Below are 22,339 nucleotides of genomic sequence, written 5' to 3'. Positions count from 1 at the left end.
AAGAAATGCATGAACGAGCATTATTATTAATCCCCTTAGGACAGCGGCTTCTAAGGTTGCTGATATTCTATCGATACTAATCAAGTGATGATGAAACCGGGAGAATACTAAGAGCTTTTATTTTTTTTATTTTGGAATGAAGAATCTGGCATTAACCCAATACCCTTCCCGGAGCAGCTCCTCTATCACAAAAGAAAACGTTAACCGAATATGATGATTTTTATGTTCTACGGGAAAACAAGTTGGACCAGGCAAAAATGAGATTTTTCTTCTTTGCCTATACAAGAATATGGTGGGATTGCATCCACGAAGGAAGGCTGATCCAAATGTTAACCTACGGGGGAAAGTTTCGATCTAATTTGAAATCCTTTGGTATCGCTTACTTTTCTATGGAACACGTATCTGTACGGTGGCTCCTCAGCCAAGAAGGCTTGTGAATGACAATCCGTATTGTGGCCCATAATTCAACTGAATCCGCTCTTGAATGTTCCAGATGCCAAAGCCACCCGTGCCTTTGCTCATTTGCCTGTTTAGCACATTCTCCAACACCTCTTTTTCCATACCGATACCGTGATCACTGATATCTACGAGTAAATCTCCCTTCTCTTCTACAGCGGTACACGGATCACGCCCTTCTCCGAATCCTGCTCCAAAATGCCATGCAAGATCGCATTCTCAATCAGAAGCTGAAGAATGATTATGGGTACCTCATAACTAGCAGCTCCAGTGGAACCTTCAGGATCAGCGTGATTGCGTTATTAAATCGCATATCCTGAATCGAGAGTTCACCGATCGCATCTTGATAGGCCGGAAGCGGAGTGATATGGAAATTGCCGTTCTTGACCTTGCGCACATGCCGATTAAGCTGCATACGTTTGGTTGCTGAACCGGCAACAGAATTCGCTGTCCATTGAACTCCAGACTGTCCGACCAGGTGTTGGTTGCCGTTTGTACTTTGGTACATGCACATTTGTGCAGGAGTTTAAGATAACCTCTCCATTTCCAACCATATTATAGGAAAATCGCCCATAATCCATTCTTATGGGCGATTTCATTTAAGAGAAGTTGTGAGAGAAGCTCTTCGTAAATAGATAACATATCGATTGATTTTGACAAATTTAATACTCCATTTAATACAAAGTGTCGAGTGCCTCACGCGTAAACGGAAGTAATTCTTCTGTCCGTCCATCACGAATCTTGTTTACCCAGTTAGGGTCAGCCAATAATGCGCGCCCCACTGCGATCAAGTCAAATTCTCCACGTTCTAATCTCTCGATCAAGGCGTTAATCGAGGTGGCTTTACCATTAGAATGTTCCCCGGTAGCAAAGAAATCCACGAAATCAGCGCCCTCAAGACCAACAGATCCAATTGTAATTGTCGGCTTTCCTGTCCATTTTTTAATCCATCCGGAGAGATTTAGTTCCGAGCCTCCAAATGCGGGCTCCCAAAAGCGACGAATAGAGGCATGAAAGATGTCAACGCCTGCATCAACTAATGGTGTTAAGAAACGTTTGAGTTGTTCCGGAGTTTCAACTAATTTTGCAGTATAGAAATCATATTTCCACTGTGAAATCCGCAGCCCAATTGGAAATTCGGGTCCAACAGCACGCCGGCAAGCTTGGATGACCTCACTGGCAAATCGAGTGCGTTTGACGAGGTCCCCACCGTATTCATCAGTACGCGTGTTTGTTTTCTCCCAGAAGAACTGATCGATTAAGAATCCATGTGCTGCCATAATCTCGATGCCATCGAAACCAACCTTTTTAGCATTGGCTGCTGCCTGTTCGAAGGCTGCAACAAGTTCCGAAATTTCCTGTTTGGAGTAATCATTAACGTTCCCTCGTACGCCCATATGCCATATTTGAGAGAAAATTTTTCCACCGGCCTCGTGTACCCCTTCAACCACTTTTGACCAACCGTTGAGTGCATCTTCTCCATATAAGTGGGGTACGTTCTCCTGATTGGATACCACATCACGATGATTGATAAACGTACCCTCTGTTATGATAAGTCCAACACCATTTTCAGCTCTACGACGGTAATAGGCAGCAACATCCTCTCCAGGTGCTCCATTTGGAGAAAAGTTTCGAGTCATAGGTGCCATTATGATCCGATTAGAAAGCTTCAGATTTCCCATTTCGAACGGTTTAAACAGAGCTTCAACGGATTGAAAATTATTCATAAAGACCTCCAGTCATTCATTCGTTTATCATTTTTTTCTGGGTGGAATTGCACAACCCTCATCCGTACATAACCCTTCACCGGCTGTTTCATTCGATAACACTTCAAATCTGGTTGCCGGACGCCCTTCTTCCAGTATTTTTTCCAGCACTTGAGAGAAGACTTCTGCCGGTTGCGCGCCTGAAAGGGCATATTTTTCATTGAAGATGAAGAAGGGTACCCCACTTATGCCGTATTCACGAGCTTGCTGCTGATCTTCTCTTACTTGATCCGTAAACCCAGCTTTATCGCGTAATGCTTCCAATGCCTCTTCCCTGTTGAAACCTGATGCTTGGGCAATATCCGCCAATGTTTCGATGTCCCCTACATCCTTAGACTCTGTAAAATGGGCATTGAGCAACTTGTCATTCAATGTTGCTTCTTCTTCCCCTTGTGTTTTTGCCCATTTCAGTAAGCGATGAGCATCCAATGTATTCGTTGACTTCAGACGATCTAAATTAAAGGATAGTCCTACGTTTTCGGCTTGCTGCGTTAAGTGGTTCAAGAACTGTTTTGCTTGTTCCATCCCGCCAAACTTAGACGCTAATTTTTCCATATAGCTTTTCCCATCGTACAAAGAAGCTGATGGATCAAGTTCAAAACTTTTATATTCAATTCTCACTTGATCTTTACTTGGCAATTGAATCAGTGCCTGCTCTAAATTCTGTTTTGCAATATAGCAAAATGGGCATGCAATGTCAGACCAGATTTGAATTTTCATTTTCCCCATCCCTTTCAGATAATAATTATTCGTCGATTAGAACCAAATCATCCACCCTAATTTGGATCGACTGTAGAAGGAATCATATCGGAGTAAATTGATCTATTAGGAATATTAATTTAATTCAATACAATACTTGCATAATACCCTTAGGGAACGTTTCTTCTGCCTCTGCTCTTTTCTCATATAGACTGTACCAAGCCTCCGCTACCTGATCCGGATCAAAACCTGTACCCTTCTTGATCAAAGGACTGATGGATAAATGACCAACAAATACCCCCATAGGAAGTAAACGTTCGTGCAAATTAAGAATATAGTTTCGCAATCCTGACATGGCTATACCTGAATTTCCAAACATGGGACTTGGACTCATTGCTGAAAGGTCGCTTGTGAAAAGTATTGCCCCTTCGCCTCGTTCAGTCATTTCTGGGATGACTTGTCTTGCAGAATTAATAGCTCCGATGACTACATTATTGAAAAGTTGAATAACGCTCTCATCTGTTGTTTCCAGCACAGGGAATACAGAGACATTTCCATTATGGGGACTAAACTCCAAAACATCTATTGTGCCATACGTATTTTTAATTTGCTGAAATGCCATGGAAAGTTGCATTTTGTTTGTGATATCGGCAGCAAAACCCTGAGCTTCAATCCCCATTTGGTTTAACTGCTCAGCATATTGATTCAGCTTTTCCTGTGTTCTTGAAACCAGAGCAATTCGAAACCCGCGCTTTCCAAAAGTCTTGGCCAGTGAGAAACCAAGGCCAGGCCCAGCACCAACTATAACCATTGTTTTCATAATTATCTTTCTCCTCTGAGACGCCTTACTATGTTTGTGTCATAAAATTCATTTCATGATTCTCGCCAAGCAGAATACCATGTGGCTTGGTGAGAATGCTGAAACCAAAATCATAATATAAATAAGCTTATCATTATTGCCGAATAAGGCTCTACAAACAAATGATTCTTTAGCGGCTTATAGGCTGCTGATTATTAATTATAATTATTCAACAACAAATTCACTATTGAGCTGGATCGCATTTGCAATGTTCCAACGGTTAGGAGATGTACGTTTGACGGTTTCATGAATTCGATTCCATTGTTCTTGAGTCCCGTCGCCAGATACAACCACTGTATATTGTAGTTCTTCATATCCAGGTTTAATGTTCTCATCCAGTCCAAGGAATCCGCGAAGATCCAATTGGCCTTTAGTTTCAATCCTCAACGATTTCAGATGGACATTCTCTAATGAAGCTGCTGCCACATAACCAACAATCATACATGCGTTAAGCGCTGCCAAAAGATACTCTTGTGGGTTAGCAGCGAGATTCTCACCTAATAATTCGGCTGGTTCATCAATTAAAATCTCAAAATCTCTCTCAAGCTTCTGCTCTCCAAGCTTCATTTTCTTAATGGACGAAGCTGACTTTGTGCCTCCATTCCACTCCGTTGTCACTTGAAATTTCGCTATCCCATTATTTGAGTTCTGCACTACAGCTCCTGCAAACTGCTTCAGGGCGTCTACGTTGATTCCGTTAATAAGTTGAGAATTTGTGTTCATTTAATATCTCCTCATCTTTCTTCCTAATATTTAAATTACAATGGATTACGAATTAAAACTACCTACTAGAAGGTAGTTTTATAATTTATAAGCCTTTATCTATATCAAATCCATTTAGTCCAAAACTGCTCTTATATGTTGGCTTGTGACTGCCCAGTGTGATGCCGCCCAGTATTTTTCCTTATCCTTTATTAAAATGATTTGTGGCGATTCATGTTTAAAGTTTAAATCATCTGCAATCTTATTCGATATAGGACGGGACTCGATCACTTTAACAAGAAAATAATCCAGTTTACCATTGGGCGTCGCTTTTAAATATTGTTCATATTCCTTAAAAGCATTAGCGCTCACGGGGCATGTTGTACTGTGTTTTAAAATAACCTGACCTCGTTCCATGGATTGTTCAAAAATAGTGTCCCACTCTTCCAAGGTCGTAACTTCTTTCCATTGCATTTCTGGTTTCCCTCCTTCCAAACAAGTGTATTATCAATTACAATGTCCTGCATCATTATTCAATTGATGATTTGAATATTAAAGTAGTTTTTTCATTCAGTCAAGGACTTTTTTTTATTGTTAACAGCTTTCTTTCTTGTATTTAACTATCGAATATTTTAAACATGATACGCAATAGAGTAGGGAACTCTATTGCGTATCATGTTAAACAGATCGTTTGGGTAAAAAGCCCGTTCTCTGAAAAGAATTGTTTCATTTTTTCAAGAACGTGTATTGTGAATCTCCACTGCACGTTGAAGAAATTGTTCAATCTCTTCCTGAGATTTACGCATCTTATTGACATAGCGGGTAAGTTCTTCACCCCCAGCGAAAGCAACAAAGCTTGGAATACCCATAATGTTTTGTTCTTCACTCACTGTACCAACATGATCTACATCGACTTCGATCAGATTCAAATCTTTTGCAAATTTTTCTTCAACTTCTGGCATAAATGGATCAATGAACTTGCAGTCACCACACCAGTCTGCTTTAAAAACAGCGACTGTGAGTTTGGAAGAGTTAATTGCAGCATCAAATTCTGCTTTTGATGAAACTTTTTCCATGTTATTATCTCCTTTTTAGAAATGATCTAGTTACCATTGCAGTTGATGTTCTTCAGTATAATTGCTTGTCATATCATCTCCGGAATCAATCGTCACTTACCCTAGATGCCAACAGGAACACCATCTTTTACAAGCGTTTGACCTATATGGCAGTCTTTTTCAACTTGTAGAATCAAGGCTTCTGCCCTAATGACAATCGTGGATGATCCCCAAGACAACAAAACGTGCGGACGATGTGTGATACTTAAATGATCCCTTTGGCTATACTGCCCGTTTTAGCCATAAAGGATCCGGCAACGGGTACCACCTTTGGCGATCGAGCATGTATGCCAGTGTCGTCGTATAACAAGCGACAGCTGAGGATATGAGGTGTTGCTGGGGTTCACCTCCACTTCCTCCTTCTCAATGAACTTCTCACTATCTATGGCTACCATAACTTCACTTCCAGCACCAGTAATGGCTTGACGATAGCGAGGATCCTGTACATCTCCATAAGCAAACACCCTGAAAATGTTTGCCATGGATGTACCCGGAACGGTCACAATATAGCCGTCTTTATCCGTTTCAATTCGGCCTTTCAAAAATTTGGTATTCGGATAGTGACCAATAGCTACAAATACACCATGTGCAGGGAGGATTTCCTCTTCGCCCGAGACCATAGTTTCGGACTTTCAATCTGGTCATGCCACTTGGTTCTGCAACAACTTCATCGGGAGACTTGTTCAACGCCCACTCAAGTTTGGTAAAAAAGCCGACAAAGCAATATTGCAGTGTCGACTTTCTCAAGAGAGTTGATTTTTCGTATGAGTTGTATTGCATTTTGAAATGCAACTTTTACATAATACTTACTACTTAGAATGCGCTATAGATACGAATTTCGGGTTCAGCTTGAAGCAAATCTTTCAGACCTACGACGACATCCTTGTTGAATAGATCGCTTTCCAGGTAGGCTTTAGCGTCGGATTCACTACTGAAGCCGTGGAGAACTTGAACGTCTTCATCACGTACCAGTAATTCTTTTGACAAAGCACCAGCGATGCCGGAAAGGAAAGGCTCTTTAAAGGTTGTATAAACATTAGCTGCTGCCTCGCGTTCGGATACATTCACTTTCAATGTAATTTGAAGATAAGCTTTTTGCATAAGATGTGCACCTCCAGTTATTTAAATCATGTATCGATCAATAAAATCAAATAATCAATCGATAAATTGAATTATAGACAATCTTCTTGGGCTCGTCAAGTCAGTACCGGATGTCCTAATGTTCAACAGAATGAAATTTGTTGACACCTTGCAACCCGAGCTATTCCTAGTAACTTCATCAAATTACATTTTTTCTACTTGACTATGCTTCTGTACATGTTAAAATTCTAGTAATCAATTGAATCACTTAAAATTCTTTTTTTTGCTTAGCAATGTCAACTTTTGAATATATAGTTAGTTCATATCATTGAACGCAGAGTGCTATACAGAAACCTATTCAAATAGAATTTCTTTCTTTAAAATATGAAAAAGAATTGAGGTTGATCTTAATGGAGGGAATGCTGAACTCTGCAAAGATCTTTAAGGAAGATTTGTATAAACAATTAGCCAGAATTGGAAAATGTTTATCCAGTGACAAGCGTCTTGAAATTTTGAATGTGTTATCCAATGGGTCTAAAACCGTAGAAAAAATAGCCACTTGCACTGAGATGAATATTGCGAATGTATCTCGTCATCTTCAGGTTCTACTCGATGCAAAACTCGTTAAATTTACCAAAAAAGGGACATACGTGATTTACTCATTGGCTGATCCTGAAATTATAGAATTTCTTTCGTCCTTATGGCGAATCAGTGAGAAGCAACTTCCGGACATCGGTAGAATGAAAGAGGATTTCTTGAACAATCTCGATGATGTCCAAACGCTTACGATGGATGAGGTAATGGAGAAACTTAATAATTCCTCTATGGTTCTCATCGATTTACGTCCTAAAGAAGAGTATGAAATGGACCATATTGAAGGAGCAATTTCCATGCCGATGGAAAAGTTAGACGTTTTGATGCGTGAACTGCCCAAAGACGCAGAAATTATAGCCTATTGCAGAGGTCCACTATGTGTATATTCAGCCCTGGCAGCACAAAAATTACAATCTGAGGGGTTCAACGCTTATCGCATGGAGGAAGGCATAAACGAGTGGCAGGAACATTTTCAATTGCATTAATATTGATTACCAAGAACTCAATTTCGATTCTAAAATACTCATTCAGACAAAGCACAATTCATCTTTTAAATTCAGTGCTAAAAAAAGACGACTTCGTGGCCGGTTTTATATGGCTTTGAAGTCGTCTTTTTACTGTATACCCATTGCAGCGCACTCAGCAGGGATTCACCTAAAAAACAACCTGTTCATTTCGAACAAGTTCTATTCTTTGAATAAAAGATTAGCCCATGCGCAGAATCGACATGTAGTTCGTAACGAGCGAGTCATAATACCCAATATCACCTGAGGATCTAGATAGTAACTGCGCCCCCTGAACGAATGCAATAAGGGTTTTGGCTTGTTCAAGTGCCTCATTAGAAAAAGTGAATGCTCCAGATTGCTTTCCTTCATCAAGAACATGCTCTAACCAAGCCGTATTGGCATCAAAAAATAAATTAAGTTCCTCGCGGATCTCCAGTGGAAAAGAATTTAATTCGGCTGCCATCATTGAACATAAACAAAGCTTGGTGTTATTCTCCAACGTTTCTCGATATAACCCAAAAAAGTGTTGAATTTTCTTCAATGAACTAAATGGTTGTTCATTAACTTCCTGAAGCCTGCCCACAAAATCTTTGCGGTATCGGAGAAGGACAGCCTGTACTAAATCTTGTTTAGTGGGAAAGTGATAATGGATACTTGCTTTGCGAATACCGATAGCTTCCGCAATATCTGCATAACTAAAACCGTTATAGCCTCTTTCCTGGACTAATGTTAGCCCAACATCCATAATATCTTGCATTGTGTTTTTTTTTGTATTCATAAAAGCAATCTACCATTCAGTAAATATACTGTCAAGGTAGCTACCTCCTTTTTACAGTTTAAGAAAGGGCCAATCACATGATGTGACTGACCCATAAGAAACGCCTTATCTCAAGCGTGCTGTAACTCCGCCATCTAATGGCATTACGATACCTGTTACCCAAGTAGCCGAGTCACTGGCAAGGAACAAAATGGCTTCTGCTACGTCTGCAGGCGTTCCGTTACGTCCAATCGGATGGAATGCATTAAAGGTTGGTAGCACTTCAGCTACTTCTTTCTCTGTCATAAAGCTGTTGTAGATTGGTGTTTCAACTACAGCAGGTGCAACAGCATTTACCCGGATGTTATCTCCAGCGAGCTCCACGGCCATGTTGCGAGTTAAAGCGTGGCGTCCTGCCATTGCAGCGGAATAAGCAGAAGAAGGCGTCGATTCAACCGCTTGGAGTGCCCACATTGAACCTGTATTTACGATAGCCCCTCCTCCTCTTTTTTTCATTTCCGGAACAACAGCTTGGGATGGATAGAACGTTCCCTTCACGATCGTATCCAAGTAGGATTGCAAATCTTCAGGTGTGTGCTCAAGCATAGGGGCTGGAACAAACTTACCTGTGTTGTTCACAAGAACATCAACTCCGCCAAATGCTTCCACAGCAGCCTGAACCAGTTTCTTCGAGGTTTCAGGCAAACTAATATCACCGGATACGGCCAGCACTCTTTTACCTGAAGGGTCAATTTCCAAAGCAGTTTGATTCAATACATCTTCCCGGCGGCCGTTGATGATCACGTTTGCGCCTTCTTCAAAAAATCGTTGTGCTGTTTTCTTGCCAATACCTGTTCCTCCGCCAGTGACGATTACTGTTTTATTTTCAAATTTCATTGTGTAGATCTCCTTTATCCATTTTATTTTAATTCCAGAAGTGTCTTACTGGATTAATTCAATTCTACCTACTAGAAGGTAGAATGTCAAGATTATTTATAATCATTAATTAAGGCATGGGCATTACATCACTACAAAACCAACAACACCAAGCGATTGTCATTGCCGATTTTGCATTTGGAGTGTAGATGCATTCGATTACTGAGACCATAACCTTCATTTATTCACCGATTTACGATTGTGGATACTGCAAGTTCAGCCGACTGAAGGGCGCCTTCCAGATGCCCACCAAACTCTGAATTTGTTTCCGTCCCAGCGAATACAATTTTGTTTTCCCATTCACCAACTACAGGTATTTCACCATAATTAGGGAAATTTTGAAGTTGAATGCTATCCTCAGAAATAGCTGTATCCAAATCGACAGACCAATCTTTATAAAGAATAGTCCTTACTTTTTTTGCCTGAGAGCCGAAAAGCCTAATTAATTGTTCCTTCACCTGCTCTAAAACCTGCTTTTCCCCTAACTGCTGGCGGTCTTTCGGTAACATTCCAAAGAAACCAAATAATGCACCTGAACCTGTATGGGGAGATGCATCATGAATTTCCTGCAAAGGGCCCACCCAACTTGATGCAAATCCCGAAAGTCCATCTTTTCTCCAAAAAGGATCGTCGTAGACAACAATAGCTTTGGCTTGTCCCGCCATCCAGGTTGGTTTGTTGGTTAGGTTTAGGTTCATTTCGGGAGAGAATGTAGGGATAAAAGTCATATCTCGTGCAACAAGACGAGGCGGGAGCGCCAGAATAACAGCACGAGCCATAAAATCTTTTGTTTTTCCATCTGCAAGATCTGCACTTATAATGATGGATCTTTGATCGTTTAATTTAATTGTGGTTACACGTGTTTCTAATTCAAAGAGATTAGAGGGTAATTTACGGGCCAATGCGTCAATTAAAGATTGCACGCCACCTGTAAATCGCACAGATCTCTCCAGGGAGTGAGCCGGAAGGATATGGCGTTCAGGTGCCTGGTTATCATACCGCTCAAATAACATCGCTCCCTCCGTGTGTTGATCGAAAGTTTCGAGGTGCAACTCCTGAACAAGTTTCGCAATAGTACGCTCATATCTCGGCCAGAACCATGTGGGTCCAAGATCGAATTTCCCCAGCTCAGGTTCATCTGGATTCAAACTACTTAAAGCCCTACCACCAATTCTGCTTCTTGAATCCAAAATCTTACAATCAATACCTTGTGCTGTAAGTAAAGTGGCAGCTCGCAAACCACTTAAACCCGCACCAATAATAATCACCGGATGTTCCATTTCTGTACTCCATTCATTTAGAAAAATTTTAGATATCGTGACAAAACTGAACCTTGGTACACAGGATAACTAAATTGAACTAAGGTCATATTTCATACTCTTTGTTAATCCGTTGGGTACATCGCATTGTATAGTTGTTGTAATCCTAGCTCTAATTGTGCAAATTGAACAAAGCGATCTTCGCGTAGATATTCTTGCTGACCCTGAAACAACATAATCGTGGGAACTGTAAAAATCAAAAACTTTCCTGCAACCTCTTTTACCTTTCTAGCATCAATATGCGCAAGTTTTATTTCTGGATACTGACTGACCAACTCTTTTAGTTTAGGATAAATAGCATGGCATACATTACAATTCTCTTGCGAAACATATAACATGCTCATTCGATTATTTTGAATAAACGTATCTATTTCTTTTATAGAAGTTATTTCTTGGACATTCATCTCTAATCACCTGCCTTACTGTATGTGGTAAAGGGAGCTGTATGTCTACAGGTCCCATAATTTTCAATATCAGGTTCTTCTGAAGAACTTATATGAACCCAATCGACTAGCTGAGAAACTGGGCCTATTACTAAATATAAGTGATGAAATCCATTCTTTTGTAAAATACGTGTCGCCTTTTTTCCTTTTAAATATTGATCGCTTAATATGACTACACAGTCGTCTTGTGATAGTTCCTTTTGCCAAAGAAAAGGTAATCGACCTAAGGATATATTAATGGATTCGGGAACATGCTCTTTATCAAAGTCGGATACATCTCTAATATCAAGCCATTTAATAGCATCAGAAAACTGCTTTTGGTTTGATTTTAAAGATAACACTGTAACACTTCGTAGGAACCGAAGATGTTGGATAAGCCAGTAAATCAGCAGAAATGCTAATAATATACTAAACATCAATTATTGCCTCCAGTTGTTCAAAGCAACCTGAAAGTTGAGTGATGCATCTTCCTTCAAAGAAAATGAGGGGGGATTTTAATTTATTCATCATCTACTCCATCCTTCATTTGACAAATAAAATAATGAATGCAAATTATTTATCAATCCCAGATTTTTTTTCTCTAAGGCTATCTTATGGAGTAACTCCAATCATGGTAATCATGGTCTCTGCCAATCTACCATCTTAAATAACAGTAGTGTAGGGATACTTCTAACTCCATACTTTCCAGCCAATTGTGGTTCATCATCAACGTTAACTTTACCAACTGTTGCTTGACCTGCTAACTCATCCGTCAGCTCATCTACAATCGGAAGTTTGATCCCAAAAATCGACTAACGTCATATTTGTTTCAAAAGTTTACATTTTTATAGATACAGCCCCCCTATTTAATCCTCCTCATTTATATTTAAATATTCAAGCGAACTGATAAGACCTGCTGTAATAATCGCTAGGGAAATCGCACCACCGATTTATAAGCAAGTGTTAAAATTGTTTTCATTTTCTTGGTTTGACAGTTCATTTGTGATGTTGAAGGTCCCTTGATAAAAAGCGTTCATTCCTGCAGGACCTAATCCTAAAATAACCGACATATACAAGTTCCATTCTCCTGTTTTATTATTCAAACTAATAATTGAATAATAAAACGGACTATTCCCTAAGTCAAGTTTGGGTTTTTGCTTACCTGCAGAATTTCAAAACCTTGTGATGGTTCTAATACTGAGGCATAAATCTAATTGAACGCAGAGGTTAGGTATGCCTACCTCTTATTGAAGCATCTCTTTACCTCATGCTGGACTCTTCTTCTATTATCTGTACCGATAATCACACATGCTTCAAATTCCACGCGTGCACCCCTTCATCAATTCGATAAGCAGTAAAGCCCTTCTTCAGTATGCGTTCCACAGCTTCCGTTGTATTCACGCAGTATGGGCCCCGACAATAGGCTGCAAGTTCGATATGCGAAGGCAGGGTCTGAAGGTACGTATCGAGTTCCTCCAACGGTACCGAGATTGCACCTTCAATATGCCCTGCTTCATATTCGTCTTTAGGCCGAATATCCAGAACAACAATTTTGTTTGCAGCCATTCTTTCTAGTAATTCTTCTTTTGCAATCGTCTGCATACCTTCATATTGTTGTAACAGATCTTCTTTAATCCGTGGTATATCGGATAGCCTGTTCTCACAAAGCTTCCATAAGACCATTAAAAACTCGGACACAACGGGATCTCCCAGGTTATAGATGGCGTAGGTTCCCTCTTTTCGAAATTTGACTAATCTCGAGTCCAACATAACCTGAAGATGCCGTGATACGTTAGCAACACTCATACCCGTCTGTTGTGCCAAGATTTCAACTGATTTAGGACCGTTTGAAAGTAAATCCAGGAGTTCGAGCCGTTTGTCACTGGACAAACATTTCCCGATCCGGGCATACTGCTGATACAGTCTTTCTTTAATAGACGCTTCCGAATGGGATAGCATAATAGACCCTTCTTTCCAAAGATTATTAAAAATCAAAGCATTACCGATTTTTAATCTATTTAATTCGTTTTATTCTCCTGTCAGTTTCACAATTTTTTCTTTGAGTGTGTTTTTTGGTTAATGCGCACCATCGTGTCCACTAATTAACCTTTTTTAAACAAAAGAAGTGTAGGAATGCTTCTAATGTCAAATGGCGAGGCAAGTTCGGTTTCTTCCTCGACATTGATTTTAGCAATGTTGCTTGGCCCTTCAACTCGCCAGCTAATTCCTCAACGATCGGAAGCTGTATTTTACACGGACCACACCAAGGTGCCCAGGAATCAACCAACGTTACCCCTGATTGAATTTCATTAAGAAATGTTTCTTTTGTTAGTGTTATTGCACCCAGTTGAACGGCCTTCCTTTAATTAAGTATTCAATTGATTGATTGAATTATATTGTAATTCAACTGTTTCGTCAAGTCTATTTTCTTATGAAGTGTGAGACCAATACACTTTTAAAGGTTGTTTAATTCATCTCAATATAAAAATAGGAACAATCTTAGTGTGATTGCCCCAAATAAACTTATCTCAAACGAGCCGTAACTCCGCCATCTAATGGCATAATAATACCTGTGATCCAAGAAGCTGAGTCACTGGCAAGAAATAGGATAGCATCTGCTACATCCCGCGGGGTACCGTTCCGTCCGATCGGATGAAATGCATTAAAACCAGGAAGGACTTTAGCTACTTCCTCTTCACTCATAAAGGTGTTGTATATTGGTGTCTCTACAACGGCAGGTGCTACAGTATTCACTCGAATGTGATCGCTAGCGAATTCAATTGCCAAATTTCGAGTGAGAGCGTGACGGCCTGCCATGGCGGCCGAGTATGCAGAAGACGGTGTAGCTTCTACCGCTTGAATTGCCCACATCGAGCCTGTATTGACAATCGCCCCTCCCCCTCTTCTTTTCATTTCGGGAATAACAGCTTGAGAAGGGTAAAATGTCCCTTTAACTATGGTATCCAGATAAGATTGTAAATCCTCTGGTGTATGTTCCAAAAAAGGAGTCGGGTTAAATTTACCTGTGTTGTTTACCAGCACATCAATCCCTCCAAAAGTCTCAATGGCCACTTGAACTATTTTCTTCGAAGTTTCCGGCAAACTGATGTCACCAACAACGGGCAACACTTTTTTACCTGAGGGATCAATCTCTAAAGCAGTTTTTTTCAGAACATCTTCACGACGGCCATTAATAATGACATGGGCTCCTTCTTCAAAAAATCTTTTCGCTGTCGTTTTTCCGATCCCAGTTCCTCCGCCTGTAACAATAACGGTTTTGTTCTCAAATTTCATCTTACGCATCTCCTCGGCCTCATTAATTTTCATTTGTATTGTTTCAAAATACCTACTAAGGATGTGCATCTAAATAACAAATCATTCAAGAAGGAAAATCGGAAAAGAGCTATTTTATATCATTAGCGTGAATTCTCTCATTGAGTATGTACCTTTGGCGTGCCAAATTGAAAACACTTCCAAGATAGTCCCATATCATAAGGCGTGGTCTCATTTTCTTGAAGGTGTTTTGAATCATCTCTCCATATCATATTTTGAGCGTTTTACGACATCACGGCGATCTGTAACAAAGTATCCTTAAGTGCAATCAATATTGGTAGCATCTTTGTTGAATCTGCTCGCAAGTTACTTTTGGTTTATACGAAATCCCGAATTAAGTTGAGAATGAAAAGTGGAACGTTTCACGGTATTCGCTACAAGTTCTTTTACTTTGGCTGAAAATTTCCAAAATGCGCAAGTTGTCCTCCAACTCTTCATCCTCGATCAAATCACCCGACTCAAGTCAGGTTTACAGCCTACAGAAGCAAATGACCACTTAATACTGGTAATTCCTCTCACCTATATATTGCATCTCGATAAATGGCTGTAGTGTCGTTATATAAATATCAATATACTTAGTAAGCACCTCCTTGATATTAAACTAACCTGCCGTTAGCTTAATGAATTAACTGTCAAATGGCGATTAGATATACACCCTAATCGGGAATAGGAACAGGTTCTTGTCCATTCCGGCAATCGGTACAAGTTCTTGTCCCTTGACATGAAAGGTGTCGGAGGACGTCGGGCAAGAAGCCGTTATACGGATCGACCCGCTAGTCCGAAAGATCACACTTACTCCAAGGTCTAATAAGGCTGCCAATAAGGAACCGCTCATCCGAATACTCCATAGTCTGCATTTGTCGCTCAACTTCAACAGGTCTCGCTTGAACTTGCCTTGTCCGCTACGAGCTTCATTGATAAGCTGTTCCTTTACAGTAGCGGATAACTGACTCAACTTCTTTAGCCGTATCTTCCATTTCAATTATCGTATCCTGTTGCAACCTTTGATTACTGTAGGGGTAGGTTTCAAACCTCTTCTGCGGGATCAGTTCATAACTGAAATCCTTCTTTAACTCTACATAAGACACAACTTGTTGTTTATCAGCTAATGCTCTCGGGATAAAAGTAAAGTAACAGAATTCAGGAACATATCCCTTTTGGGTGTAATACGTTCGAATCAATAAGAAATGGCTTACTTTAGCAGGGAGATTCTTCGATGGATTAACTGTAGCTCCATCGATTTCTTCATCATTATCTTCATCATGCCAACGGACGATAATCTTAATTGATTCATCATTATCACCATGCACGAAGTGGGTCTGACCTTCATCATCATCCTTTGGATTTTTCGCGCCGTTATCTTTTAGCGACTACTTCGCTCGTTCCATACAGAGCTTATGAAGCCATGCGTTTACAACAGGAACTTTACCTGATGGTATATTTGAATCAGTCATCTATAATATCTCCGTCCCATTTGGTCTGATTGTCTGTTGCTTTCTAACAACATTTTCGCACACCGTTTATTTTGTCGGTTTGCCATATGAAAAGAGAATAAGACTTCATACGGATTGTTCAAAAAACTGCTGTTTTTCGTGATGTTTGCAACGAGCGGCTAACCGAAAAGAAGCCCCAAGTAACTCCAGTTGGAGACTTAGGGCTTTAATCATTATGCGTATTTCAGTTGAGCGATGACTGTGTCGGTATACTTGGCAGGATACTTCAAACACTTTCCTGCCAATAAGCGTCTTATGAAGCTAACGTGAAGCGCAGCGGCATTCGGTGTTCGTTTCGTTACAATGTTTGCCGATTGAAGCTTAGCAAGGACAAGCGGAACCATTGCCGTAGCTGTCATTCCCTTACCATGCCGGTTCACGATGTGAGCGTAGCATAAATCCTCTTGAATATCGTACTGATCGCCATTGTTCATATGATCGCTCCTCTGCTAAATCATGGTACTTTTCCCTGCCTCGTTGTTGCCAACTAGGATGTTCATTCCTTCACTAAGTTCTAAGACGAATTCCCCGTAAAAACTCTTAAAGTTTTGGATTTTCACCTTTTTAATTTTCATTTGAATTTCCCCCACTTAACCGTTCTAAATAAGCTACTACCAAATGAGATATGCTTATCATTAGCTCAGCTTCATACTGGTCAACAGGAACAGCAGGTAGATTTCCGTTGTCTTTTAATTTTGAGTTGCGATGATGCCCAACCTTATTTAGGTAGGTCGATACTCCGGTTAATAATCCAGTAATTCCATCTCTTTTCTGCTCCGTAATATCACTTAGGAACCCTCCCAGACTTTCGAGCTGTATGGTCCCCCTCTTCCATTGCCAACGTCAGTATAAGATTCTATTACTGAGAGACATTGCCGAAGGGCATCGTAGGTCTTTCCTCGTTTCATATGCTCACGAGCATCATCAAGCTGTTCATAGGCTTGAATCCAACTTGTGTCGTTTAACAATGCTGCTGGAAGGCTTACTCCGTATTTAGTGGAATAACCGTAATAATGTATGAACCGAATCCAATCAGACTCTGATATCTTTATTTGTTGGTTGCCGGTTATCGGAATGATTTTGTTTCCGTTCTCCATGACTTCTACAATCGCCTTTACATCAATTGTGAAATACAGGTCACCAGAACGAACCCCTTCTATGGTAGAGATATCGTTTGAGTCAAATATCCAATCCCATTCTCTATAACCAGAGCCTTGATTGAACACACGAATATTAGGTTGGACTTGACCCACAGCTTTCTTTAGGAAAGTAGAGTTAACCTTTGCTGATACCTGAATATCCAAGATGTTTTGAAGTCTGTGTGTTTGATCCGACATCTGAATGTCAATAAACTGGATGCTTTCTGAGATTCTTAAGTCGAAATCAAACTTTATGTATGTATTGTTGTTCAGATGATTAGAATGCATAGAAGATTCAAACAAATTAATTGTATACATGAATGAACTATCTCCTTCTGTTAAAAAATTTTAAGTGTATAATTTTTAGGAACATCTTCTTTGGTAATTAACATCAAGGATTCTTTAGTTATATGTTCCGTCAACTTAGACAGCCTTTTCGATTGATGCAGCGTTATATCATCAAACAGATTCCGAACAAGACGGCCATTTGCAAATTGATCATCTTTTTCATTTATGATAGTTTGTAACACATTACGGACTTCTTCCATAGCCTCCTCTTGGACAATATAATCATTTTGGTTGCACGTATAAATGAATATTCGAACAAGCTCATCAAGTGAATAATCACTAAATGAAATAAAAGTATTGAATCTTGACTTTAAACCTGGGTTGGATTCAAAAAACTTCTCCATCAAACTGGTATATCCAGCTACGATTACAACTAGATCATTGCGATAATCTTCAAGAGCTTTTGTTAACTCAGTAAGACTTTCTCTACCGTAACTATCGCTATGATCATTCTCTGTAATACTATAAGCTTCATCAATAAATAGCACTCCGCCCTTTGCACGATTAATTAACCTTTTCACCTTCATTGCTGTTTGTCCTTGATACTCAGCAATTAAATCAGTCCTGCTCGCTTCAATGAAGTGACCTTTACTTAGTAATCCGATAGCTTTATACATTCTCCCAAAAATACGAGCTACTGTAGTTTTAGCTGTACCAGGATTCCCAAGAAAAGCCATATGCAAAGTTTTGTTAGACTTCTTCAATCCGTTTTTCACACGTAAATGTTGTATTTGATTATAATCAATCAAATCACGAACTTGTTGTTTCACATTCTCAAGACCGACCAATTCATTTAATTGGTTAAGGAACGCATTTAATGAAACATTGGATGACTCTTTTAAATCCTGAAAGAGCTCATCAATTTTTGATGCTCCAAGATATTTATATAACAACTCAAAAATTTGTTCTTGCTTTTTTTCCATGTTAGGAAATGATTGTATTTTAGTTAAGACGCCTAAGTTTTTGATTAGTTCTAGAATTGCTTTATCATTTTGTTCATAAATTATTTCTCGAACTAATTGTTCAAACGTAGATGTTTGTCCTAATAAAACATCTACTTGCTTAGTTTCTTTAATCAGTTGGTGCTTATAATTCTCTGAAATCATCATAACACCCCACTTATTATCAAAAGTACTAGAATACATAGTATAGCAATACTAGTAAATGAAATAGCTTGGGTAATCTTCAACACTTTTGATAAGCTTTTTGTGAAGAGACTAAGCTCTGCAATTTCGTTTTTGGCCTTTGATAATTCAGATTTAAGATATGCAGACATGCTTTCTGCTTTTTGATCGATTCCAGTGTTCAGTTCCTTAATAGCATTTTCAAAATTTAACTTATTGGTTGAAACTTCGTTAGTAGTTGAGACCAGTCTGGCAACAAGCTCAGAATTGTTTCGAGTGACTTTTTCAGATAAGATCTGGATATCATTTTGAATTAATTGTTTTAAATCACCAAGTTTCTCTCCATGAATAACAATTTCTTTATTTAGAGCTGCGATGTTAGTCTTATTATCAGTAATTATTAATTCGATTTCAGATATATTTTCATTTTGATTTGAAACGAGCTGTTTAACGGTTTGAAATTTTTCAACTTGAATTTCTTTAAAGTAATTAAAATTTCCTTGAAAAACTGACAGTGAAGACAACAATGATTTCATTTCATCGTTCAAATCAACTAATCTCAGGTCTTGAGTTTCAATCTTGGTCTCATTGACTTTAAGGTTACTTTGCATTGTCGAAAGTTCACCAAAAATTGTATCAACATCAGTTAAATGTTCTATCTTCTCGATCTTTTCCTTAAATTTTTTCAGAACTTGAATTACTTGTTTTTGTTGCTCTATGATTTGTGTTATCTCTATTTGATTTTCTTTAACGCCGTTTATTCCTTTTAAAGCTTTTGCATTAGCCTCTTCAGCTGATTTCAGTGAAATTAAAATCCCCCGAATATACTCTTTATCTAATGCGGAAAATGTGTCATAAATAGTGTTAAACTCTTGAATCGTTTTAACAAGAATTTGATTCTGTTTAATCATTTTATCCTGAATTTTTTCAGTAAGCGAATTTAGATCACTACCAGTTACCTTATAATCAAACAACCCGAATAACCCTTTCGAAGTCGGGACACTGGGCAAACTTTTTGAATTAGGAAAACTCTTGCTAAATGCCTTCAATCTATTTTTCTTTTCATTGAAAATATTGGTTTTGTTAGTCAAGGCTCCTGTAAGTTCTTTATTTGAACTTTGCTCTTTATGCTTTATATTCGACACGCCTCATCACCTCAAAGTAAATCTTCTAAATCATTTTGCATTTGCACTAAAGCACTCTGATTATTACTAATATTGTCATGGTTTTTAGAATCTTTACCCTTATTATCTCCAAATATCTTAAGAAGCGATGTTTGCATTGTGTCTTTCGCTAAAGCATGGTTCTCTGAAATTCCGCTCATAACATTTTCTTTCAATATTTGTACATGGTTTTCAGCTACAAAAAGTTGCATATGTTGAAGATTTATAATTTCATTTTTGCTCTCTATGATTCGTTGGTCATTCTCTTCTTTTAACTTTTTGGAGATAAACTTATCGATCAAATTTAAAACTATTGCACCAACTAATCCAAAAACTAAACTTGAGAAAAATAGTGCTATCATATTTGCAAGAGAACCAATCAATGGTAACTCAATTTGCATTCCAGGAATTGTTAACAGGATTTTTTCAAAGATCTCTCCTAAGAAAATCGCACTGCCGCCAACTATTCCGACTGTTACTATTTTTCCGACTTGTGCAACCTTTACACTAAATGGTTTGTCCTTATTCTCTTTATCACGAAGATAATGAATCGCATCAATCACAGAAGAGATCCCCTGCTTGATTAAACTTGCCAATTTCTTGAAAACACTTACTATAGGACCAAAAAATTCAGATATAATTGTGCCAATTAATGTTGAAGCTCCTGTTTGAAAAATACTTAGAATTTTGGAAAAGAAAGATTTCATCGATTGCCTCATTTCAGTTAAAAATCTATTAAATGACTTAGATTTCACTTTGAAGAAACGGATTAAACCGTTCATGATTTCTTTCAATAATGTAAAAAGTGCTGAGATAGCCATTGTCTTCAAAGCATCTTTTCCAGCTTTTTTTCCAACCTCTTTTGTTGCATTCATTCGAATATCTTTATTAATTGCTTTCCTTGCTTCTTTATCAGATTTCATCATACGATCGCTATCAGCAGCAAGTTTATCGTTCAAGCGTTTATTATTTTCTTCTTTTTGCGAACGTTTTTCAGCTTCTGACTTATTTGACTCATCAACCTTTTTATTTGTCTTTTCGTTTTGTTCAATAAGTGACATTTCCCTAGTTTCACGGGTTTCTAAATACTCTTTATTGCTCTTTGCACCTTTGCTTTTATTTAATGATTCGTTTGTCGGTTTTAGATTTTCTCCTTTATTAGCAATGTCAGCTACATCTAAATTAGCTTGTTTCCTTCTTTGATTTTCAAACAACTCTTTTCTTGGAATAACATGATCTAAATTCGCTTTTTCTCCATGTTTAAAGTGTTTTCCTGTGTATTCATCCTTTAAATTCCCAGCTAGTTGCTGCTCTTTCATTGCTTTATTGGCATCTTTGTATCGTTGATCTTGCATAACTGAGTCAGCAATATCCTTATACTGTACAGAATGCTCTCTATCATATTTTTGAATTAATGTCTCATTAGTCATGTCGAGACCAATTTGATTTCCGAATTGTTTCCAAACTTCATCAAGAATTATTTCCCCTAAAGAATCGGGATCGGATATGTTCTCTCTATCTTTCTCCAGTAAATCTAAATCAGAAAAGCTTTCTTCTAACTGTTTTGACAAGAAACTTTCAACTTCTTTAAGATCAAAGTCAGTTCCAGTAATATCGATTTCAATATTTAGATTTGCATTTTTATTAGCCACAGGTTCAAACAATCCTTCCAAATAAGATATTTATTAATTTATTAAATCGGTTTCTCACGAATCAGGCTGATCGATGATTTAAACCATTGATTTAAAAGACCATTTGGATAAGTGTCGGATATCAAACTCATATGCTGATATTCAACCGAACCAATGGTGCAAGGAAACCCAGGGATTGGAAGATGAGATAAAACGGAATCTGCAACAATAAATAAGCCAACTTTATATTTGAATATACCAGCATCATCAAGTAGCAGAGTACGCCACTCTTTATACAAGCCTTGTCTCCTAGCTAGGCCTTTTAAATGAACTTTCCAGAGATTGAGAGGGTTATTACTTCGCCCAACACACACTGGTACGATGCCTTCTATTTCAGAAACAATATATAAGATATAATTAGTATCTTTAAAGCTACCTTTAACTGCTAATTGTTCTATTTGTTTTAAGAATAATTGCTTTATCTAGATTCATGTTTCCTGGCGGAAAAGAAATATATACAGTTGATGGTTAACGAGCCATTGTTTTAGCAGTTACTTTTTAGTTAACATTCGTTCACTCCAAGGTATGTATTAGTGAGCTTGAACATCCGATAATTCTAAAGAAACAATACAGTAAGTGGTACACCCTTTCTAACTTAATTCAAAGAAAATGGAGAGCAAGCGCCCTCCACGGAGTAGTCTAGATTTCAATATTTAATGTGTTATTGCTTGAAGTAAATTTCATAGATGCACCCAGACCCTTAATAGCCTGTACAGGAATGTACGTAATTCCGTTAATGGCTTTTGGAGCGGTACTTAATGTAGAAGACATACCATTGTAAAATACCGTTTTACTACCCAGCGTTAACGTTACTTTGTACTTATTTTTTGTTAAACC

27 protein-coding genes and 2 pseudogenes are annotated in these 22,339 nt (G+C 38.5%); 1 reads left to right on the top strand and 28 read right to left on the bottom strand.

The window, feature by feature from the left end; translation table 11 throughout:
• Positions 1 to 697: 697 nt before the first annotated feature.
• The 9 genes and pseudogenes from HP548_RS23015 to HP548_RS22975 form a co-directional block, all read right to left on the bottom strand.
• Positions 698 to 964 (bottom strand): hypothetical protein, encoded by a 267-nt coding sequence (locus HP548_RS23015; protein WP_099853771.1) that lies wholly within the window; start codon positions 962 to 964, stop codon positions 698 to 700.
• A gap of 166 nt (positions 965 to 1,130) precedes the next feature.
• The gene (locus HP548_RS23010) at positions 1,131 to 2,183 is read right to left on the bottom strand and encodes an NADH:flavin oxidoreductase (RefSeq protein WP_175382995.1); all 1,053 of its coding nucleotides are present in this window, start codon (positions 2,181 to 2,183) and stop codon (positions 1,131 to 1,133) included.
• Between the two features lie 27 nt (positions 2,184 to 2,210).
• Positions 2,211 to 2,942, bottom strand: coding sequence for a DsbA family oxidoreductase (locus HP548_RS23005; RefSeq protein ID WP_175382994.1), 732 nt, complete (start codon positions 2,940 to 2,942; stop codon positions 2,211 to 2,213).
• A 124-nt stretch (positions 2,943 to 3,066) separates the two neighbouring features.
• The gene (locus HP548_RS23000; RefSeq protein ID WP_099853765.1) at positions 3,067 to 3,741 is read right to left on the bottom strand and encodes an SDR family NAD(P)-dependent oxidoreductase; all 675 of its coding nucleotides are present in this window, start codon (positions 3,739 to 3,741) and stop codon (positions 3,067 to 3,069) included.
• Between the two features lie 204 nt (positions 3,742 to 3,945).
• A complete protein-coding gene (locus HP548_RS22995; protein WP_175382993.1) occupies positions 3,946 to 4,503 on the bottom strand; it encodes an OsmC family protein in 558 nt (185 codons plus the stop codon).
• A 114-nt stretch (positions 4,504 to 4,617) separates the two neighbouring features.
• Positions 4,618 to 4,956, bottom strand: coding sequence for a bacillithiol system redox-active protein YtxJ (ytxJ, locus tag HP548_RS22990; RefSeq protein WP_099853760.1), 339 nt, complete (start codon positions 4,954 to 4,956; stop codon positions 4,618 to 4,620).
• Positions 4,957 to 5,216: 260 nt separating this feature from the next.
• Positions 5,217 to 5,558, bottom strand: a complete 342-nt coding sequence (locus HP548_RS22985; protein WP_099853758.1) for a thioredoxin family protein — start codon at positions 5,556 to 5,558, stop codon at positions 5,217 to 5,219.
• A gap of 392 nt (positions 5,559 to 5,950) precedes the next feature.
• Positions 5,951 to 6,302 (bottom strand): annotated as a pseudogene (locus tag HP548_RS22980) (FAD-dependent oxidoreductase); the annotation flags it as partial.
• Between the two features lie 108 nt (positions 6,303 to 6,410).
• On the bottom strand, positions 6,411 to 6,698 hold the full coding sequence (locus HP548_RS22975) for a hypothetical protein (protein ID WP_175382992.1): 288 nt from the start codon (positions 6,696 to 6,698) through the stop codon (positions 6,411 to 6,413).
• A gap of 389 nt (positions 6,699 to 7,087) precedes the next feature.
• Here HP548_RS22975 and HP548_RS22970 point away from each other — a divergent pair, with 389 nt between their 5' ends.
• On the top strand, positions 7,088 to 7,756 hold the full coding sequence (locus tag HP548_RS22970) for an ArsR/SmtB family transcription factor (protein WP_099853753.1): 669 nt from the start codon (positions 7,088 to 7,090) through the stop codon (positions 7,754 to 7,756).
• Positions 7,757 to 7,976: 220 nt separating this feature from the next.
• On the opposite strand, the gene HP548_RS22965 is transcribed toward HP548_RS22970, so the two are convergent.
• The 19 genes and pseudogenes from HP548_RS22965 to HP548_RS22875 form a co-directional block, all read right to left on the bottom strand.
• The gene (locus HP548_RS22965; RefSeq protein ID WP_099853751.1) at positions 7,977 to 8,555 is read right to left on the bottom strand and encodes a TetR/AcrR family transcriptional regulator; all 579 of its coding nucleotides are present in this window, start codon (positions 8,553 to 8,555) and stop codon (positions 7,977 to 7,979) included.
• A gap of 105 nt (positions 8,556 to 8,660) precedes the next feature.
• Positions 8,661 to 9,431: an SDR family NAD(P)-dependent oxidoreductase gene (locus HP548_RS22960; protein WP_175382991.1), complete on the bottom strand. Its 771-nt coding sequence runs from the start codon at positions 9,429 to 9,431 to the stop codon at positions 8,661 to 8,663.
• A 224-nt stretch (positions 9,432 to 9,655) separates the two neighbouring features.
• Positions 9,656 to 10,750, bottom strand: coding sequence for a flavin monoamine oxidase family protein (locus HP548_RS22955; RefSeq protein WP_175382990.1), 1,095 nt, complete (start codon positions 10,748 to 10,750; stop codon positions 9,656 to 9,658).
• Positions 10,751 to 10,854: 104 nt separating this feature from the next.
• Positions 10,855 to 11,193 (bottom strand): thioredoxin family protein, encoded by a 339-nt coding sequence (locus HP548_RS22950; protein WP_175382989.1) that lies wholly within the window; start codon positions 11,191 to 11,193, stop codon positions 10,855 to 10,857.
• A gap of 2 nt (positions 11,194 to 11,195) precedes the next feature.
• Positions 11,196 to 11,648 carry a rhodanese-like domain-containing protein gene (locus tag HP548_RS22945; RefSeq protein ID WP_099853743.1) on the bottom strand — a complete coding sequence of 151 codons (453 nt, stop codon included), beginning with the start codon at positions 11,646 to 11,648 and terminating at the stop codon, positions 11,196 to 11,198.
• A 201-nt stretch (positions 11,649 to 11,849) separates the two neighbouring features.
• Positions 11,850 to 11,987, bottom strand: a complete 138-nt coding sequence (locus HP548_RS22940) for a thioredoxin family protein (RefSeq protein WP_217504803.1) — start codon at positions 11,985 to 11,987, stop codon at positions 11,850 to 11,852.
• Positions 11,988 to 12,513: 526 nt separating this feature from the next.
• A complete protein-coding gene (locus HP548_RS22935; protein WP_099853741.1) occupies positions 12,514 to 13,170 on the bottom strand; it encodes an ArsR/SmtB family transcription factor in 657 nt (218 codons plus the stop codon).
• 69 nt (positions 13,171 to 13,239) lie between these two features.
• A pseudogene (gene trxA / locus HP548_RS22930) lies at positions 13,240 to 13,558 on the bottom strand (thioredoxin).
• A 176-nt stretch (positions 13,559 to 13,734) separates the two neighbouring features.
• Positions 13,735 to 14,505, bottom strand: coding sequence for an SDR family NAD(P)-dependent oxidoreductase (locus tag HP548_RS22925; RefSeq protein WP_099853737.1), 771 nt, complete (start codon positions 14,503 to 14,505; stop codon positions 13,735 to 13,737).
• Between the two features lie 682 nt (positions 14,506 to 15,187).
• Positions 15,188 to 15,499: a hypothetical protein gene (locus HP548_RS22920; RefSeq protein ID WP_143813556.1), complete on the bottom strand. Its 312-nt coding sequence runs from the start codon at positions 15,497 to 15,499 to the stop codon at positions 15,188 to 15,190.
• Positions 15,456 to 15,854, bottom strand: coding sequence for a hypothetical protein (locus HP548_RS22915; protein WP_099853735.1), 399 nt, complete (start codon positions 15,852 to 15,854; stop codon positions 15,456 to 15,458). Before HP548_RS22915 ends, HP548_RS22920 begins: the two co-directional genes overlap by 44 nt.
• Before the next feature lie 356 nt (positions 15,855 to 16,210).
• Positions 16,211 to 16,471, bottom strand: coding sequence for a hypothetical protein (locus tag HP548_RS22910; RefSeq protein WP_099853733.1), 261 nt, complete (start codon positions 16,469 to 16,471; stop codon positions 16,211 to 16,213).
• A 15-nt stretch (positions 16,472 to 16,486) separates the two neighbouring features.
• Positions 16,487 to 16,612, bottom strand: a complete 126-nt coding sequence (locus HP548_RS22905) for an AAA family ATPase (RefSeq protein WP_175382988.1) — start codon at positions 16,610 to 16,612, stop codon at positions 16,487 to 16,489.
• 213 nt (positions 16,613 to 16,825) lie between these two features.
• Positions 16,826 to 17,494 carry a hypothetical protein gene (locus HP548_RS22900; RefSeq protein WP_099853731.1) on the bottom strand — a complete coding sequence of 223 codons (669 nt, stop codon included), beginning with the start codon at positions 17,492 to 17,494 and terminating at the stop codon, positions 16,826 to 16,828.
• A gap of 20 nt (positions 17,495 to 17,514) precedes the next feature.
• Entirely contained in the window at positions 17,515 to 18,630 is a 1,116-nt protein-coding gene (locus HP548_RS22895; RefSeq protein WP_099854568.1) for an AAA family ATPase, read from the bottom strand.
• Entirely contained in the window at positions 18,630 to 19,793 is a 1,164-nt protein-coding gene (locus HP548_RS22890) for a hypothetical protein (protein ID WP_175382987.1), read from the bottom strand. The genes HP548_RS22895 and HP548_RS22890 overlap by 1 nt, the downstream gene beginning before the upstream one ends.
• Before the next feature lie 11 nt (positions 19,794 to 19,804).
• On the bottom strand, positions 19,805 to 21,484 hold the full coding sequence (locus HP548_RS22885; RefSeq protein WP_246318188.1) for an AI-2E family transporter: 1,680 nt from the start codon (positions 21,482 to 21,484) through the stop codon (positions 19,805 to 19,807).
• Between the two features lie 20 nt (positions 21,485 to 21,504).
• A complete protein-coding gene (locus HP548_RS22880) occupies positions 21,505 to 21,741 on the bottom strand; it encodes a hypothetical protein (RefSeq protein ID WP_099853728.1) in 237 nt (78 codons plus the stop codon).
• A gap of 400 nt (positions 21,742 to 22,141) precedes the next feature.
• On the bottom strand, positions 22,142 to 22,339 hold a 198-nt coding region (locus HP548_RS22875), incomplete at its 5' end, for a stalk domain-containing protein (RefSeq protein ID WP_217504780.1).

Source organism: Paenibacillus taichungensis (assembly GCF_013359905.1).
GTDB lineage: Bacteria > Bacillota > Bacilli > Paenibacillales > Paenibacillaceae > Paenibacillus > Paenibacillus taichungensis.
Note: the sequence above shows the minus strand (reverse complement) of the source record. Positions and strands in the feature narration are given on the sequence as shown.